Annotated in this window: 19 protein-coding genes; 5 read left to right on the forward strand and 14 right to left on the reverse strand. The window is 58.4% G+C overall.

Going from position 1 to position 17478, the window contains the following annotated elements; translation table 11 throughout:
* Positions 1-30 precede the first annotated feature (30 nt).
* The 10 genes from katG to hpxU form a co-directional block, all read right to left on the reverse strand.
* A complete protein-coding gene (gene katG, locus C1N58_RS13645) occupies positions 31-2229 on the reverse strand; it encodes a catalase/peroxidase HPI (protein WP_054688100.1) in 2199 nt (732 codons plus the stop codon).
* A 137-nt stretch (positions 2230-2366) separates the two neighbouring features.
* Positions 2367-2702 (reverse strand): hydroxyisourate hydrolase, encoded by a 336-nt coding sequence (gene uraH / locus C1N58_RS13650; protein WP_006118033.1) that lies wholly within the window; start codon positions 2700-2702, stop codon positions 2367-2369.
* Positions 2699-3193 carry a 2-oxo-4-hydroxy-4-carboxy-5-ureidoimidazoline decarboxylase gene (gene uraD, locus C1N58_RS13655; protein WP_110268568.1) on the reverse strand — a complete coding sequence of 165 codons (495 nt, stop codon included), beginning with the start codon at positions 3191-3193 and terminating at the stop codon, positions 2699-2701. The genes uraH and uraD overlap by 4 nt, the downstream gene beginning before the upstream one ends.
* 1 nt (position 3194) lies before the next feature.
* Positions 3195-4448 (reverse strand): allantoate amidohydrolase, encoded by a 1254-nt coding sequence (gene hpxK / locus C1N58_RS13660; RefSeq protein WP_054688101.1) that lies wholly within the window; start codon positions 4446-4448, stop codon positions 3195-3197.
* Positions 4445-5680 carry a pyridoxal-phosphate-dependent aminotransferase family protein gene (locus C1N58_RS13665; protein WP_006118030.1) on the reverse strand — a complete coding sequence of 412 codons (1236 nt, stop codon included), beginning with the start codon at positions 5678-5680 and terminating at the stop codon, positions 4445-4447. Before C1N58_RS13665 ends, hpxK begins: the two co-directional genes overlap by 4 nt.
* Before the next feature lie 21 nt (positions 5681-5701).
* On the reverse strand, positions 5702-6433 hold the full coding sequence (locus C1N58_RS13670) for an amino acid ABC transporter ATP-binding protein (protein ID WP_006118029.1): 732 nt from the start codon (positions 6431-6433) through the stop codon (positions 5702-5704).
* Positions 6414-7070, reverse strand: a complete 657-nt coding sequence (locus C1N58_RS13675; protein ID WP_033738775.1) for an amino acid ABC transporter permease — start codon at positions 7068-7070, stop codon at positions 6414-6416. The genes C1N58_RS13670 and C1N58_RS13675 overlap by 20 nt, the downstream gene beginning before the upstream one ends.
* Positions 7070-7735: an amino acid ABC transporter permease gene (locus C1N58_RS13680; protein WP_006118027.1), complete on the reverse strand. Its 666-nt coding sequence runs from the start codon at positions 7733-7735 to the stop codon at positions 7070-7072. Before C1N58_RS13680 ends, C1N58_RS13675 begins: the two co-directional genes overlap by 1 nt.
* Before the next feature lie 10 nt (positions 7736-7745).
* Positions 7746-8531, reverse strand: a complete 786-nt coding sequence (locus C1N58_RS13685) for a transporter substrate-binding domain-containing protein (RefSeq protein WP_006118026.1) — start codon at positions 8529-8531, stop codon at positions 7746-7748.
* Between the two features lie 192 nt (positions 8532-8723).
* On the reverse strand, positions 8724-9563 hold the full coding sequence (gene hpxU / locus C1N58_RS13690; RefSeq protein ID WP_039338586.1) for a MurR/RpiR family transcriptional regulator HpxU: 840 nt from the start codon (positions 9561-9563) through the stop codon (positions 8724-8726).
* Positions 9564-9720: 157 nt separating this feature from the next.
* Here hpxU and C1N58_RS13695 point away from each other — a divergent pair, with 157 nt between their 5' ends.
* Genes C1N58_RS13695 through hpxZ form a run of 4 tightly spaced genes read left to right on the forward strand, consistent with a single transcriptional unit; the run spans position 9721 to position 13279 of the window.
* Positions 9721-11307 (forward strand): gamma-glutamyltransferase family protein, encoded by a 1587-nt coding sequence (locus tag C1N58_RS13695; RefSeq protein ID WP_394549867.1) that lies wholly within the window; start codon positions 9721-9723, stop codon positions 11305-11307.
* 12 nt (positions 11308-11319) lie between these two features.
* Positions 11320-11502 (forward strand): oxalurate catabolism protein HpxX, encoded by a 183-nt coding sequence (hpxX, locus tag C1N58_RS13700; protein WP_185200609.1) that lies wholly within the window; start codon positions 11320-11322, stop codon positions 11500-11502.
* Complete coding sequence (locus tag C1N58_RS13705) at positions 11499-12899, forward strand: AtzE family amidohydrolase (RefSeq protein ID WP_394549868.1); 1401 nt, start codon at positions 11499-11501, stop codon at positions 12897-12899. Before hpxX ends, C1N58_RS13705 begins: the two co-directional genes overlap by 4 nt.
* Entirely contained in the window at positions 12896-13279 is a 384-nt protein-coding gene (gene hpxZ, locus C1N58_RS13710) for an oxalurate catabolism protein HpxZ (protein ID WP_394549869.1), read from the forward strand. Before C1N58_RS13705 ends, hpxZ begins: the two co-directional genes overlap by 4 nt.
* A gap of 90 nt (positions 13280-13369) precedes the next feature.
* Here hpxZ and C1N58_RS13715 read toward each other — a convergent pair whose 3' ends face one another.
* The gene (locus C1N58_RS13715; protein WP_394549870.1) at positions 13370-14272 is read right to left on the reverse strand and encodes a LysR substrate-binding domain-containing protein; all 903 of its coding nucleotides are present in this window, start codon (positions 14270-14272) and stop codon (positions 13370-13372) included.
* Positions 14273-14366: 94 nt separating this feature from the next.
* Between C1N58_RS13715 and C1N58_RS13720 the strand changes: the two genes are divergently transcribed.
* Entirely contained in the window at positions 14367-15140 is a 774-nt protein-coding gene (locus C1N58_RS13720; RefSeq protein ID WP_394564248.1) for a HalD/BesD family halogenase, read from the forward strand.
* A 26-nt stretch (positions 15141-15166) separates the two neighbouring features.
* Here the strand turns inward: C1N58_RS13720 and argE are convergent, their stop codons facing one another.
* The 3 genes from argE to C1N58_RS13735 are packed head-to-tail and all read right to left on the reverse strand — an operon-like array spanning position 15167 to position 17461.
* Positions 15167-16378: an acetylornithine deacetylase gene (gene argE, locus C1N58_RS13725; protein WP_394564889.1), complete on the reverse strand. Its 1212-nt coding sequence runs from the start codon at positions 16376-16378 to the stop codon at positions 15167-15169.
* Positions 16356-17030: a DUF1028 domain-containing protein gene (locus tag C1N58_RS13730; RefSeq protein WP_162286961.1), complete on the reverse strand. Its 675-nt coding sequence runs from the start codon at positions 17028-17030 to the stop codon at positions 16356-16358. The genes argE and C1N58_RS13730 overlap by 23 nt, the downstream gene beginning before the upstream one ends.
* Positions 17027-17461, reverse strand: coding sequence for a RidA family protein (locus tag C1N58_RS13735; RefSeq protein WP_394564249.1), 435 nt, complete (start codon positions 17459-17461; stop codon positions 17027-17029). The genes C1N58_RS13730 and C1N58_RS13735 overlap by 4 nt, the downstream gene beginning before the upstream one ends.
* Positions 17462-17478: the final 17 nt, after the last annotated feature.

Consider the following 17478-nt stretch of genomic DNA (forward strand, 5'->3'; position numbering starts at 1 on the left):
CCCCCGGCCTGGCCGGGGCGCTTCAGTCAGTTATTGCAGGTCGAAACGGTCCAGATTCATTACTTTTGTCCAGGCCGCCACGAAGTCAGCAACAAACTTCTGTTTCGCATCGCTGCTGGCATAGACTTCCGCCAGGGCGCGCAGGATGGCGTTGGAACCGAACACCAGATCGGCACGCGTGGCGCTGAACCTGACTTCGCCACTCTGACGGTCACGGCCTTCAAAGATCTCTTCACTGCTGTCGGTCGCACGCCAGGCGGTGCGCATATCCAGCAAGTTTACGAAGAAGTCGTTACTCAGAACGCCGACGCGGTCAGTAAAGACGCCATGATGGCTGCCGTCAAAGTTGGTCCCCAGCACACGCAGACCACCCAGTAACACCGTCAGTTCCGGCGCGCTCAGCGTCAGCTGCTGTGCTTTGTCCAGCAGCAGGGTTTCGGTTGACGAGCCGCCTTTCACGCGACGGTAGTTACGGAACCCGTCCGCCAGCGGCTGAAGCACGTTAAAGGATTCGACATCGGTTTGATCCTGACGAGCATCCACACGACCTGGCGTAAAGGGGACCTGCGCGGCCACGCCCGCAGCGGCGGCGGCCATTTCGATACCGACGCTGCCCGCAAGGACGATGACGTCAGCCAGCGAGGCCTTGCCGGATTCCTGCTGAATCTGCTGCAGTTTTGGTAACACGTCGTTAATCACGCTGGCGTTCACAGCCCAGCTATTCTGCGGTGCCAGGGCCAGACGGGCACCGTTCGCTCCGCCACGTTTGTCGCCACCCCGGAAGGTTGATGCCGATGCCCAGGCCGCTGAAACCAGCTGGCTCACGCTCAGACCTGACGCCGCGATTTTCGCCTTCAGCTCACTGATATCCGCTGGCGTGGGCTGATGAGTCGGCTGCGGTAACGGATCCTGCCACAGTAAATCTTCTTTCGGCACTTCTGGCCCGATGTAACGTGCTTTTGGCCCCATATCGCGGTGCGTCAGTTTAAACCAGGCGCGGGCGAAGGCTTCGTTAAAGGCCTGCGGATCGTTAAGGAAACGACGAGAGATTTTCTCGAACTCCGGATCAAAACGCAGCGTCAGGTCCGTAACCAGCATGGTGGGTTTACGCTTTTTCTCAGGATCGAACGGGTCCGGAATAATGGCTTCTGCGTTAACGGCTTCATACTGAATGGCCCCTGCCGGGCTATGTGTTTTCACCCACTCATATTTAAACAGGTTCTCAAAGAAGTAGTTACTCCACTGAGTTGGCGTCTGCGTCCAGACGACTTCCAGACCCGACGTAATCGCATCGGCACCGACACCGCTGCCGTAGCTGTTGTTCCAGCCAAAGCCCTGAGCTTCGATGGGTGACGCTTCCGGATCGACGCCAACATGGCTGGCCGCCGCCGCACCGTGGGTTTTACCCAGCGTATGCCCGCCTGCGATCAACGCGACGATCTCTTCATCGTTCATGCCCATGTTGCCAAAGGTGGCGCGAATCGCTGGCGCGGCAGATGCCGGATCGCCGCTGGCTTCAGGCCCCTCTGGGTTCACGTAGATCAGCCCCATTTCGGTTGCGCCCAGCGGGGCGTTAGCCAGACTTTCGGGATGACGGTGGGCCAGCCACTCGGTTTCGTTACCCCAGTCCACGTCCATATCCGGTTCCCAGACGTCTTCACGACCGGCACCAAAACCAAAGGTACGGAAACCTGAGTTTTCCAGCGAAACGTTACCCGCGAGAATATAGAGGTCGGCCCAGGAAATTTTCTGGCCGTATTTCTGTTTGACCGGCCACAGCAGGCGACGGGCTTTGTCCAGGCTGACGTTGTCAGGCCAGGAGTTCAGCGGCGCGAAACGCTGCTGACCACGACCGGAGCCGCCACGGCCATCGATAGTGCGGTATGTGCCGGCACTGTGCCACGCCATACGGATGAACAGACCAATGTAGCTGCCCCAGTCGGCAGGCCACCATGACTGGGAGTCGGTGAGCAACGCCCGGATATCGGCTTTCAGTGCGGAATAGTCCAGTTTGCTGAACTCTTCGCGGTAGTTGAAGTTTTCGCCGAGGGGATTAGAGCGGTTGGAGTGCTGGTTCAGCAGATCCACGCGCAGCATATTTGGCCACCAGTCGCGATTGCTGGTACCACTACCGGCTCCACGAGCCAGAACGCTTTCTTCTTCCGATTTACCGTGATGAAAGGGACATTTACCTGAAGCGGCTACATCATTATCTTTTGGCGTGCTCATTATCGGCTCCGTTGCCTTCACATTGTCATCGCTAAGATAACCCTGGCGTTAGCAGGAATATAGTCGGATGGGCCGAAGGTATTGATAGCCATTAGCTTTCAAGCGCAGCGAAAAAAAAGCTGCGCCCGATGGACCCGTCAGCTGCCGCGATAGGTGGACCAGCTCCAGGGGGATATCAAAAAGGGCAAGTGGTAATGGCTGCCGCTTTCCGTGAGGACAAAATCAATTTGTGCGCTGACGTATAAGGTTTCCCGTCCGTCCGCGCGAAAGTAGGCGCCAATATCTGCCGTGAGGCGATACTGCCCAGGCGCAAGTGGCTCAGGTGTCAGATCCTTCAGACGACCATCGTTATCTGTGACGCCTTGTGCACAGGGAGTCCAGCCTTGTGCCGTGTGCTGTTCCAGCAACATGGCAACGCCCGGCGCGGGTTTTCCCAGCGCCGTATCCAGAATGTGAGTGCTGATGGTGCTCATGAAAAACTCTCCTTTAAGCGCAGCAGGGTGATTTCCCGCAACTGCGCCAGGGCTTCCTGTTGCTCGGTTTCCGGGCTGTTGTCCAGCCGCCGCGTGAGTTCATCAAGCAGCGTCTGTGCGCTGCGTCCTTTGGCCCGAATCAAAAATACCCGGTTAAAGCGCGCCTCATATGCCTGATTGCCCCGCACCATGGCCTGATGTAACGCGTCGTCTGCGTGTTGCATGGCCGCCTGTTCGCTACGCGACAACTGTTTTTCCTTCTCGTTGCCCTGCGCCTTTTCCCCGATGCGTGGATGAGCGGAGAGCGCCTGATTCAGATCGTCCTCCTGCCAGTCCTGTGTCAGCCGTTGTGCTTCAGCCAGCAGGGCATCAAGGCTGTGAAACGGGCGGGCCGCCACCAGCGCCAGCTGCCAGTGCGGCAGCGCAACGCAGTGGGACAGGGCAAGCTGTGCAGCGGCTTCCGGTAACTGGTTAAAGGTATCCAGATCCATATTAATGCTGCTCCGCAAGGTGGCAAATCGTCTGCAAATAGGCCTGAACCGCTGGCGCGACATCGGCTTCATTCACCGATTCTGCCGGATGGTGGCTGATGCCGCGGTGGTTACGCACGAACAGCATCCCCACCGGCCAGCGCTCTGCAATGGCAATAGCATCATGACCCGCCCCGCTGGGCAGCGCCAGGCAGCGTCCCTGAACGGTTTCTACCGCGTGGCTCAGCGCCTGTTGCAATCCGGCATCGCAGGCCGTTGCCGCGATACGGTAATACTCCTGCGCGCTAAAGGTTAAACCGCGACGCAGTGCAATGGCTTCCGCCTGGGTCAGCAACGAGGACAGCAACGATTCAAGCGGCGCGTCCTCGGGTCCACGCACATCCAGCGACAGATGCACCTCCCCCGGAATGACGTTCACCGCGCCCGGCGCGCAGTTCAGCGTGCCCACCGTGGCGACCAGCGGTGAAGTCTGCTCGCGCGTGGTATGCTCGATGAATACCATCCACTCTGCGGCAGCGGCCAGCGCGTCTTTACGATGCGCCATGGGTACGGTTCCGGCATGACCGGCCTCACCGGTGAAACAGCAATTGAGGCGACGGGCACCGTTGATCGCGGTAACCACACCCAACGCGAGATCTTCCTGCTCCAGGCAAGGTCCCTGCTCAATGTGCAGTTCAAGATAGGCCACGATGTCGCTGACGTTACGCGCGGCGCGTGAGATCTGGCTGGCGTCCAGGCCGACATCCTGCATCGCCTGTGCCACCGTAATGCCATTGCCGTCAGGATGGGTCGGCCAGCTGTCAGGCCAGGTGCCGGTAATGCCGCGACTGCCCAGCAGGGTAATGCCAAAACGCGTGCCTTCTTCATCACCAAAGCCGATGATTTCAATGGCCAGGGGCAGGCGACGCTGGCGATCGTGGAGCCACTGCACGGTTTCAATCGCGCTCAGCACGCCCAGCATGCCGTCATAGCGGCCCGCATTACGAACCGTGTCCAGATGCGAGCCCAGCAGCAGCGCAGGTGCGCCAGGCTGGGCGGCGTCGTAGCGGCCGCAGATATTGCCGACTTCATCCTGCCAGACCGTCATACCGGCGGCCTGCATCCACTCACCGACGCGCGCGTTGGCACGCAGGTGTTCCGGCGACAGATAAACCCGTGTCAGCCCTTGTTCGCTTTCACTGATCTCAGCCAGCGCATCACAGCGCGCCATCACGCGCCGGGCGGCAACCTGAGCCTCGCTGGCATTCATCATCATGCATGGCTCCCGTAGTGGTTCCATGCCGCCTGCGAGCCCGCGCCCTGTGGCGTACGGTAACCGACATGCGACAACACCATTTCCAGCGCGGCCAGGGTTTGCATCACGCAGTCTTTGCGCGCGTTGTAACCCATTGTGCCGATGCGCCAGACTTTGCCGTGCAACGGACCAAACGACGTGCCGATTTCAATGCCGAAATCTTCCAGCATCAGCTTACGGACCTCATCGCCATTGACGCCCTGAGGGATCACTACGCCCAGCACGTTACTCATTTTGTTGCTGAGATCGCCAAAGGTTTCCAGCCCCATCCCCTGAATGCCTTTTAACATCGCTTCGCCGTGCAGCTTGTGGCGCGCAATCCCGTTATCCAGCCCTTCCTGCAGAATCAGACGCGCGCATTCACGTGCGCCGAACAGGGCGCTGGTCGCTTCAGTGTGATGATTGAGGCGTTCCGGGCCCCAGTAATCCATGATCATGCCGAGATCGAAATAGTTGGAGTAGATCATCTCGTCATCGCCATCCTGGTGCGCATCCGTGCGGATCCCCTGCTCTACGCATTTGCGCTGGCGGATCACCGCTGCCATCTCATCGCTCAGCGTGATGGGCGAAGTTCCTGACGGACCACCCAGGCATTTCTGCATGCCGGCGGACACCGCGTCCAGGCCCCATGCATCGGTTTCCAGCGCATTGCCCGCCAGCGACGCCGTGGCATCGGTGTAAAACAGCACACCATATTTTTTGCAGATCGCCCCCAGCTCCGCCAGCGGCTGCAGCATAGTGGTTGAGGTATCGCCCTGTACGGTCAACAGCAAACGCGGTTTTACTTTTTTAATCGCATCTTCGATCTGATCGGGCGTAAACACCTCTCCCCACGGCACCGCAATGGTGTGCACATCGGCCCGGCAGCGACGGGCAATTTCACACAGCAGATGACCAAAACGGCCATAGACTGGCACCAGCACCTTATCGCCAGGGCGAATCGCCGACAGCAGGATCGCTTCAATACCGGCGCGTGAGGTACCGTCGATCAGCAGCGTCCAGCGGTTTTCGGTGCGGAACACGCCGCGATAGAGCGCCATCACTTCATTCATGTAATGGGTCATCGCCGGATCATATTGTCCGAGCAACTGGCTCGACATCGCGCGCAGCACACGCGGATCGGCATTGATCGGACCGGGGCCCATTAACAGGCGCTGAGGCGGATTAATTTGCGAAAATTGAGAGATATCCATAGTGAATTCCTTGTTAAGCACTCACAGACGCACAGAGGAAATAAACTGCTTTAGCTCCGCCGTCTGCGGATGGGCAAACAGTGTTTTGCTGTCCCCCTGTTCCCAGACGCGCCCCTGATGCATAAAGACCACACGATCGCCCACATCGCGGGCGAAGTTCATTTCATGGGTGACGAGAATTAACGTCATGCCTTCGGCGGCAAGTTGCTCCAGCACTTTCAGCACTTCGCCGACCAGCTCTGGGTCCAGGGCTGAGGTGATCTCATCACACAGTAATACCCGGGGTTCCATGGCCAGTGCGCGGGCAATGGCTACGCGCTGTTGCTGTCCGCCTGACAGGCTGGACGGGTAATAATCCAGCCGCTCGCCCAGCCCCACTTTTTCCAGCATACGGGCTGCCAGTTCGCGGCACTCGGCCTGACTTTTTTTCAGAACCCGACGCGGTGCCAGCATGACGTTTTCCAGCGCCGTCATATGTGGGAACAGGTTGAAGTTCTGAAATACCATCCCTACGGAGCGGCTGATTTCGCGCGCCTGTGAGTCGCGGTCGGTGATGGTCATGCCGCCGAGTTTAATGCTGCCATCCTGATAGCCTTCCAGCCCGTTCATGCAGCGCAGCAGTGTACTTTTGCCGGAACCGCTGCGACCGATAATCGAGATCACTTCTCCCATATCGATATCCAGATCCACGCCCTTCAAAACATGGTTGGTGCCGTAATACTTCTGGACCTGATTAATGGTGATGAGCGGCATTGAATTTTTTCTCCAGATACTGGCTGTAACGCGACAGCGGATAACACATCAGGAAGTAGCCCAGTGCCACCAGCCCAAAGACTTTAAACGGCTGGTAAGTCACGTTATTCAAAATGGTGCCGGCTTTGGTCAGCTCGACAAATCCGATAATGGAGGCCAGCGCGGTGCCTTTAATCACCTGCACGGCAAACCCCACTGTCGGGGCAATCGCAATGCGGATCGCCTGAGGCGCAATCACCCGCGTGAGCGTCTGACCAAAGTTCAGGCCGAGGCAGCGTGACGCTTCCCACTGCCCTTTTGGCAGCGCCTGAATACTGCCGTGCCAGATATCCAGCAAATAGGCGCTGGTATAAAAGGTCAGCGCCAGCGACGCAGCGGTCCAGGGCGCAACGTCGATGCCAAACAGCCCGACGCCAAAGAAAGCCAGAAACAGCTGCATCAGCAGCGGTGTGCCCTGGAACAGCTCGGTGTACGCGCGAATGATTCGCGTCAGCCATTTACGCTTTAACAGACGTAAAAACAGCAGAGGTAACGTCACGAGCGTACCGCCTAAAAAGGCCACCAGCGACAGGGCAATCGTCCAGCGCGCGGCCAGCAGCAGGTTGCGCACGATGTCCCAGTCGGTAAAGGTTGTCATCATGCCTGCACCCCCAGCCACTTGCGGCCAATCGCCAGCAGCAGTTGACGCATTACTATCGACAACGCCAGGTAGATCAACGTGGTCACCGAGTAAACTTCGAAACTCAAAAACGTGCGTGACTGAATCAGGTTGGCGGCAAAGGTCAGCTCCTCGTAGGAGACCTGCGAGACGACCGACGATCCCAGCATCACAATGATGCACTGACTCACCAGCGCCGGATAAATCCGTTGCAGCGACGGTGGCAACACCACGCGCAGAAAGGTCTGGCTGCGCGTTAATCCCAGCACCCGACCGGCTTCCCACTGCCCTTTTGGCGTGACCTGAATGCCCGCCCGGATAATTTCCGTGCTATAGGCCCCCAGGTTAACCAGCATCGCCAGCAGTGCGGCTTCCCCTGCGGTGAGTTTCAGCCCCAGGTTGGGTAAACCGAACACAATAAAGAACAGCTGCACCACAAACGGCGTATTACGAATCAGTTCGACATAGATGCCCCACAGGCGGCTTAACCAACTGGGTTTACCGCTGCGCAGCGCCGCGCCGATAATGCCGATACTGACGCCGCCGACCGTCGCCAGCACCGTTAACTGGATCGTTACCCACAGGCCGGAGAGCAACTCCGGCCAGTACGGCAACAATGCAGGGAAATTAAGTTGCCCGGTCATTGCCCCGTCCTTATGCGCCCAGGTTGGCTGGCAGCGGCGCTTTCAGCCACTCTTCGGACATTTTGTTCAGCGTGCCGTCTTTAATGCCCTGGTCGATCAGCGCATTCACTTTCTCTTTCAGTGCCGGCTCGTCTTTTTTCAGTCCGATATAGCACGGCGAGTCTTTCAGCATGAACTGCGCAACAGGGGCTTTAGCCGGGTTCTGACGCGTAATGGCTGCGACGACCAGGTTGCCGGTAGCGACATATTGCACCTGTCCGGAGAGGTAGGCTGATAACGTGGTGTTGTTATCTTCATAACGTTTCACCTGCGCGTCTTTCGGCGCCACCTCGCTCAGCACCATATCTTCCACCGCACCACGGGTGACACCCACCGACTTGCCGCTCAGCGCCGCGGGATCTTTCAGATGATCGCCTTTAGGTCCAAAAACGCCCAGAAAGAACGGCGCGTAAGCCCGGCTGAAATCAATTACCTTTTCACGCTCAGGATTTTTCCCCATGCTGGAGATCACCAGATCCACCTTGTCCGTCTGCAGATAAGGCACACGGTTGGCACTGCTGACCGGCACCAGTTGCAACTTAAGTTTCATCTGTTTGGCCAGATACTTTGCCATGTCGATGTCATAGCCCTGCGGTTGCAGATCGGTCCCCACGGAGCCAAACGGTGGGAAATCCTGCGGTACTGCCACCCGCAGCACGCCGCGTTTCTGGATGTCCTGCAGTTGATCCGCCAGCACGCTGCCTGCCTGTGCCATCAGTACGGCTGCCGCGACAACGGCCATTAATACTTTTTTCATTATGCACCCCGGTGAGATTATGTGAAACAAAAGATTCTTATGATTGGCATTCTGCAACTAATGTGCCAACGCAACGGGTGGGGGATAAATGCGGATTAACGCTGAAATGGCGGCTTTTACTAAGCTCGATACGATTCCCGAGTCACCCCGGGAGACGGTCCAAAAAGGGGCAAAGCACCAAAATGGTGCCTGCTAACGGTGCTCCAGCTCATCAAGGTGCTGATAAAGATCGGCAATCTGATGAATACGCGGCCGCCCCAGCGCCAGTAATTCATGCAGCAGGGCGTTGGCGAGCAGGTTCACCAGGCTCATGGCCGAGGCGTAGCTGTCGAAGGCGGAGACGCTGTCCAGCGGGGCGCAAAACTGCCAGCGCGCCAGTGAAATCACGCTCTGCGCCTGGGGCTCACACAGCGCCAGTACCGGAATCCTTGCGGTTTGCAGCTGCTGCATTAACGGCTGAATAATGCGGGTGCGGCGGCGAAACGCAATCACGACCACCATGTCCTCCGGCGTGATGTCCACCAAATCCTCTGCCAGCGTCTGGCCCGGCTGGGGCAGAATATGCACCTGAGCACGCGTCTGAATGAGCTGCTGACGCAGATGCAGCGCCACCGGATAGGCATTACGCATGCCAACAATATAGATACGCTTTGCCTGCGCCAGCTGGGCGATGACATCGGCGAATTGCTGGGGATCAATGCTGTTAACCCATTGTGTCAGATTGGCCATTTCCTGCTTGTAATGCCGCGACAGCAGGGTATTTCCCTGTACCGCATCCCGGTTATCCGTTAACGGCATACCGCTCTGGCGCAGGGTACGGAGCTCATCGCGCATGTCTTTATATTTGTCATAGCCCAGGCGCTTAAACAGTCGGCTCACCGTGGCTTTTGAGACACCGCTCAGGCGTGCCAGCTCGGCACTGTTATAGCTAATCAGGTCATCAAAGTGGTCAAAAATAAAGTCGGCTATACGCTGCTCCTGCGGCGAAAGCTGGGGATAATGCGTTCTGAGTCGCTCATCAAGCTGTTTCATTCAGGTCCTGTAACTTTTGTTTCAATCGCGGGATTGCCACAGAAGCTAGCATAATTTGGGCCAGATAAACCTGTCCAGAGACGTTGTCTTCTTAAAAACTGGAACGGCTCTTGCTTAACCTTTTGCTTTGTACCCTGAAAAACAGAATGAGAAGAGCATGATTCAGAGCAATTTGGCCCCGTTAGGCATGGCCGTGACGCCGCATCATCTGGCCAGTGAAAGTGCGCTGGCGGTACTGCGGGAAGGGGGGAACGCGATTGAGGCCATGGTGGCCGCCGCGGCGACGATTGCGGTGGTCTATCCGCACATGAATGGGCTGGGCGGTGACGGATTCTGGCTGATCATGCCAGGCGAAGGCGATCCGGTTGGCATTGATGGCAGTGGCAGAGCGGGTTCGCTGGCGAATTTTGACTTCTATAAGGGGGAAACCCATATCCCTCATCGCGGGCCTAAAGCGGCCCTGACGGTGGCGGGCACGGTGAGCGGCTGGCAGGCGGCACTGGACCTGTCCGCAGAACTGGGGGGAACTACCCTGCCTTTACCGCGCTTACTCCGCGATGCTGTTCGCTATGCTGCCGATGGCATTCCCGTCACCGCCTCACAAGCCGCGGCGACGCGGACGAAGCGCGACGAGCTACAGCATCTGCCTGGCTTTGCCGCCACGTTTTTACCGGACGGCGATGTGCCTGCGGAAGGCAGCCGTTTCACCCAGCCTGATTTAGCCCGTACATTGAGCCTGCTGAGCGAAGAAGGTCTGGACAGTTTTTATCGCGGCACGCTGGCACAGCACCTTGCGGAAGAAATGGTCAACCTGGGCATTCCCATCACCCTGGCCGATTTACAGCAGCAACGGGCTCGCCGCGTCACGCCGCTCCATATTCGCCACAGCGAAGGCGATATCTGGAATATCACGCCACCGACACAAGGTATGGTGTCGCTGGCCATACTGGGCATCACGGATCATCTGGACATGGCGAACGCAGATGAGGTGCAGACGATCCACCGTATCGTCGAAGCCACCAAAAAAGCGTTTGCCCTTCGGGATCAGCATATTACCGATCCCCGCCATGTGGTTGAGGATCTGCAGGCACTGCTTGACGGCGAAACCCTCGCCACCCTCGCCAGCCAGATTCAGGATGATCGCGCCGCGCCCTGGGGAACCGGTCGCGGGCCTGGCGATACCGTCTGGATGGGCGTGATGGACAGCAGCGGGCTTTCCGTTTCCTTTATCCAAAGTATTTATCATGAGTTTGGCAGCGGTGTAGTGGTGCCCGGCACCGGACTTGTCTGGCAAAACCGGGGCGCGGCTTTTAGCCTCGATCCCGACCATATGCTGGCGCTGGCGCCCGGTAAACAACCCTTCCATACGCTGAATCCTGCCGCCGCACGCCTGAAGGATGGTCGCACCATGGTATACGGCTCCATGGGCGGCGATGGCCAGCCGCAAACTCAGGCAGCCATTTTTACCCGCCATGTTATTCAGCGCCTGCCGCTGCAGCAGGCCGTTAGCGCACCTCGCTGGCTGCTGGGGCGGACCTGGGGCCAGTTGTCGGACTCGCTCAAACTGGAAAGTCGCTTCGCGCCCGACACCCTGGAGGCGCTACGTGCGTTAGGACATGACGTGGAGTCGCTGCCGGCCTACAGTGAGGCCGTCGGCCATGCAGGTGCCATTGTTCGTCACAACAACGGTATGTTTGAAGGCGCAAGCGATCCGCGCAGCAACGGCAGCGCCGCCGGTTTCTGACAGGAGTAAATCATGAATCAGAGTGACTGGGCAGCCTATATTGCCCAAATGGAGCAAATCCTGAACGTGGAACTGGACGAGGATCGCCGTACCGCACTGCTACAACAGATGACGCGCATTGCCGATATGGCGGCCCCGTTGATGGCTTATCCGCTGGACGACCGGCTCGAAGTCGCAGGAGTGTACAAAGCATGAGACCAGACGAGGTTTCCATTCAGGCACTTCAGCAGGCGATTCAGCACGGTGATATCAGCGCCCGTGAAGTGGCGGAACAGACACTGACCGCGATTGAGAAACAGAATCCGCAGCTTAATGCCTGGACGGATATCACCGCAACGCGGATGGTGCAGGAAGCGGATGCGATAGACAAGCAACGCCTGCGCGGCGAGACCTTGCCGCCGCTGGCGGGCATTCCCTATGCGGTAAAAAACCTGTTTGACGTGCAGGGGTACACTACCCTGGCGGGGGCCAGACTGTTTCGTCAGCGTCCGGCCGCAACCCGGGATGCCTTTGCCATCACCCAACTTCAGCAGGCCGGTGCCCTGCTTTCCGGCATGGTCAACATGGATGCCTATGCCTACGGTTTTACCACCGAAAATACCCACTACGGGGCGACGCACAACCCGCATGATCTGGCGCGCATTGCGGGCGGCTCATCCGGCGGTTCGGCCGCCGCCGTGGCAGCGGGGCTGGTGCCTTTCTCGCTGGGGACGGACACCAACGGCTCAATCCGCGTCCCGGCTTCCCTGTGTGGGATTTTTGGCCTGAAACCGACTTTTGGCCGCTTATCCCGCAGCGGCAGCCATCCGTTTGTCGCCAGTCTGGATCATATCGGTCCCTTTGCCCGTCGGGTGGACGATCTGGCCCTGGTTTACGATCTGCTGCAAGGGCACGACAGCACGGATGCCTTCCAGGCCGATCGCCCGCTGGCAGCCACCTTACCGCAGCTGAAAAACGGTGCACAGGATTTGCGCTGCGCCGTACTGGGCGGCTTCTTTTCGACCTGGTGTAATGATGATGCCCGCGCGGCGCAATTACAGGTGGCGCAGGCGTTACAGGCTCAGGACGACGTGGTAATCGCGGAGGCTGAGTTAGCGCGCTCGGCCGCCTTTATTATGACCGCCTCTGAAGGCGGCAATCATTACCTGCCTGCGCTGCGTCAGCAGCCCAACCTGTTTGAGCCCCATTCGCGTGAACGCCTGCTGGCTGGTGCGATGCTGCCCGCGGCATGGTATGTTCAGGCCCAGCGCTTCCGCCGCCACTTTCAGCAGCAGGTCGTCCCGCTGTTTGCGCAGTACGATGTGCTTATCGCCCCTGCCACGCCATGTAGCGCGCCGTTAATTGGTCAGGAAACGATTGCCATTAACGGGCAGAATCTGCCGACGAAGGCCAGCATGGGCATGCTGACGCAGCCGATCTCCTTCCTTGGACTTCCCGTCTGTACTGTGCCGATGACGACGGCGAGCGGTTTACCGATTGGCGTACAGTTAATTGGCGCCCCCTTTAACGAACAGGCTGTCTTACGCGCAGCCTGTGCCCTTGAACAACAAGGACTGACATTTTCGCCCACCCGCAGGGCAGGAGCACAATGAATACTGACGCGATTGATCTTCCCGAGGTGCTGAACGCCGTTACCGCCGCGTTCTACCGTTATGAAAAGGCGCTGACGGGCAACGACATTGCCGTCCTGGATGAACTGTTCTGGCACGATCCGCGGACCGTGCGCTTAGGCGCTGGCGAGAACCTGTACGGCATCGATGAAATCCGCGCGTTTCGCGCGGCAAGACCGTCGGCGGGGCTGGACCGCACGCTGCGCAATACGGTGATCACCACGTTTGGTGACGCGTACGCGGTGTGCAGCACCGAATTTACCCGGGCGGGCACGGAGAAAATTGGCCGTCAGCAACAGACCTGGGTGAAGTTTCCGCAGGGCTGGCGCATCGTAGCAGCGCAGGTCAGTCTGATGAGCTAAGCCCGGCGGAGCAGTCATATGTTAAGGCCGGGAGGCCTGAGTCTAACGCTTCACGCCGCGAAAGCGCTCAACTGCAACCCCTACGCCTTCCTACAGGGCGGCGAGCTCGCCTAACCAGGCGATCATTGCCTCTGCGCCAGGCTGGTTCAGCGTGCGATTCGGCCAGGCCAGATAATAGGGCTTGCTGAGCGGCAACGCGAGCGCATCAACAATGACCAGTTCGCCCCGGCACAGCGCCTGGGCGATCATCCGGCGCTGTCCCAGCAGCACACCAGCGCCGGCCACGGCGGCATCAATCGCCAGCGAGGTCAGGTTAAAGGTCATGGCTGGTCGGGCTGCTGGCACAGCCATTCCTTTCGCCTCAAACCAGCCCGACCAGTCTGGCAAAAAGCGCCCTTCTTTGCCCCAGTCGAGATGAATCAGCGGCGCATGCCGTAACAGATCCTCGCGGGAAAAGGCGTCGATCAGCCGCGGGCTGGCGACCGGGAGCACCTCATCATGAAACAAATACGCTTTATTCAGTCTGGGATACGCCTCCTCGCCGAAACACATCACAAAGTCGGCCGGCGTTTGAGCAAAATCCACCTCCGCATGCGTGCCATGTAAGGAAAGACTGACATCCGGACAGCGTTCACGCCAGCGGCACAGATGTGGCAACAGCCATTTCGACGCCAGCGCCGGCAGCGTGTAAAGCGTAAGCTGTGCGGCGGTCTCAGTGCATCCTATGTTACGCTGACCAAGCTGGAGAACCGCAAAGGCTTCCGTGACATAGCGAAGATACTGCTTGCCCGTCTCCGTCAGCATCACGCCCTGTTGCGTACGTAAAAACAGGACGCAGCCAAGATGATCTTCAAGCTGGCGAATTTGCTGACTCACCGCCGCAGGGGTTAAGGCCAGCTGTGCCGCGGCCCTGGTCAGGCTGCCGGTTTCCGCAGCCACTTTAAATGACTGAATCACGTTGATTTTAGGCAAGCGCGATGACGGGTTGGGCATTAAGCATTCCTTATCAGGGTATTAACGATTTATTGGTATTCAGCTGATGCCGGGCAGGCTAGTGTGACAATTCATTCATTATGAGACCGCGACGATGCCCAAAGCCCTGGTACGTACTGACTTACATCCTCTGACCGACCACGCCTGGCGTCAAGACTGTCGCAGGCAACTTAATCAACACGGCGCGCTGGTGTTGCGTCATTTTTTGCAGCCTGCCGCCCTGCAGGCCATCGTCGCAGAAGGCAATGCGCAGCGCGATCGGGCTTATTACACTGTCAGTCAGCACAACGTTTACCTGATGAAAACGGATGCCGGCTTCAGCGACAGCCATCCACGCAACCGCCAAGTAAACAGCACCAAAGGGTGCATTACGGACGATATGATTGCAGCGGATTCCCCGCTGCGTCAGCTGTATGACGATGCGCTGTTTCAGTCTTTCTTATGCGAAGTGCTGGACGAAGAGGCGCTGTATCCCTACGCCGACCCGTTGTCTTCGATTAACCTGCACTATGCGCCACAGGGTAAAGAGCTGGGATGGCATTTTGATAACTCCTCGTTTGCCATCACGTTGCTGGTGCAGAAACCGCTGGGCGGTGGACGATTTCAGTATGTGAAAGACCTGCGGGATGCTGATGCAGGCGAAATGAATTACGCGGGCGTGGCCGCCGTGCTCGATGAACAGCACGCCGTCGATGAACTGGCTATGGATGCCGGTGACCTGGTACTGTTTCGTGGGCGAAATTCACTGCATCGCGTGACGCCCACAGAAGGCGACGTCACGCGCATGCTGGCGGTGCTGGCCTACAATACCGCGCCCGGCATCGCCCTGTCGGAAACGGCCCGCCTGACGTTTTACGGCCGGTTGTAAACCGCACCCGCAAACGTTTTTGCCGATCATCTGGCCGCGCGGCGCGCTCCACCCTGCGTGGCTTTATTGGTGGACGTTACCGCCATCCACTGACGCAGGTTTTGTAGCATTGCCATACAGCGTTCAAGCTGTTCAAGACTGACAAACTCATCTGCTTTGTGTCCCTGTTCCATGCTTCCCGGCCCGCAGACCAACGTGGCTACCCCAATCTCGTTAAATAATCCCCCTTCGGTGCCAAAGGCGACCGTAGCGAAGTCGTTATGTCCGCTCCACTGCGCCAGCCAGCGGGCAAAGTCGGTCTGCGGATCGGTCAATAAGCCGGGGTAGTCGCTCAGTGGTTGAAAGGTAATGTTGCACAACGGTTCAGTGCGCTGCATTTCAGGCACCAGTTCTGCTTCGGCGAAGTGGCGTACGCTGTCATACAGCGCCTGAGCATCCGTACCAGGCAGCGTTCGCCACTCCATATCAAACTGGCAGATCTCAGGAACAATATTCAGTGCTGTCCCGCCCTGAATCGTGCCAATCTGCAGCGTGCTGTAAGGCGGTTCAAACCGTTCGTCACGTTGCTGCTTTAACGCTTCTTCCTGCTGCAAAAGATGCGCAATTAACCGGGCGGCGTAGTGAACCGCATTCACGCCCTGATGCGTATAGGCAGAGTGGCAGGCGTGGCCCTGCACCCGACAGCGCACCGCCCGTTTTCCCTTATGTCCGTAAACCGGCTGCATGGCGGTCGGCTCACCCACAATACACATCGCCGGTTTTGCCGGTGAGGCATTGAGCATCGCCACCAGCGAGCGCACGCCCAGGCACCCCACCTCTTCGTCACAGGAAAACGCCAGATGCAAAGGCATGCGCAGGGGCTGCTGAAGAAACGCATCCAGCATGGCCAGCACGCAGGCAATAAAGCCTTTCATATCGGCGCTTCCCCGGCCGTAGTATCGTCCGTCACGTTCCGTCAGGGCGAAAGGCGGCACGGACCAGTTTTGCCCCTCAACCGGCACCACGTCCGTATGCCCTGACAGCATAACGCCGCCTTCGCCCTCCGGCCCCAGACGCGCATACAGATTGGCTTTTTTACCGCTGTCGTCATACAGCCACTGCGTCGTTATGCCTCTGTCAGTCAGGTAGTCGTCAATAAACTGGATCAGGGCCAGGTTTGACACCCGACTGGTTGTGTCAAAGGCCAGCAGGGAGGCCAGAAGCGCCCGTAACGTCTCATTCATCGCCGGGCACACCATAGGCCGGTGCCTCACGCGGATCCAGCGCGCGCGTGACATAGGCTTCCATCTGAGGTTCATAGGCAAGCCACAGTTGTGTCAACTGCCCGACAGGGTCGTGCCCGGTCCAGTCGATGCGCAGATCCACCAGCGGCCAGGGATAATCATCCACGAGTTTGAGCGCAGCAGAATGTAACGGCCCGGCTTCTCCGCCTGCCGCCACGCCGGCCTGAAGGGCGGCAAGTAGCCGACTGGCGAGTTCACCGGAGGCCGCTTCAAAGGCCGCGCACATGGATGCCGTTACGCCCTTGTTCGCCAGCATATTGCCTGCGGCGATACAGTTTTTTCCTTCGGCCATGCTCCAGATACCCAGCGTCTTGCTGCCACTGAAAAACGCCGTGTTACCCTGAATATCAATCGCGGCGACCTGGCGGTAATCACTGAATCTGTCGCCAGCCAGCGCCCGCTTTAGCGCCACGTTCAGATCGCTGCCCTGATCCAGATGCAACAGAATCTGCTGCCCCAGAGAGGGCAACGTAATATTCTGGCTGGATACGGCACCCACGCCGGCCTGGAGCCAGGGACAGCGCGCGCCTACCGCAATGCTGGATGAACTGATAGCGATGCCGAGCTGACCGGTTTCTTCACACCGTGCCGTCACTGATAAGGTCATTGGTCTGCTCCACGTTTCCAGTCATCCGGAATCACCGCAATGACATCAATTTCCATCAGCCACTGCGGCTGTGCCAGAGCCGAAATCACCAGCCCTGTTGAGACGGGGAAAACACCTTTTAGCCACTTTCCGACTTCCCGGTAGACCGGTTCGCGATAACGCGGGTCGACTATATACGTGGTGGTTTTGACAATATGCGACAGATCGCTCCCCGCCTCTTCCAGCAGTTGCTTCACATTTTTCATCGCCTGCGCCGCCTGCGCGGCCGGATCGCCCAGGCCAATCAGATTACCGTCGAAGTCAGTGCCGACCTGGCCGCGCAGGTACACTGTGTTACCTGCACGTACGGCCTGGCAAAGATCGTTGTTCAGCGTTTGATTAGGGTACGTTTCTTTGGTGTTAAACATCCGAATACGAGTATGGGTTGGCATAACAGCAGTCTCCTGGT

The organism is Pantoea sp. SGAir0180 (assembly GCF_043546245.1).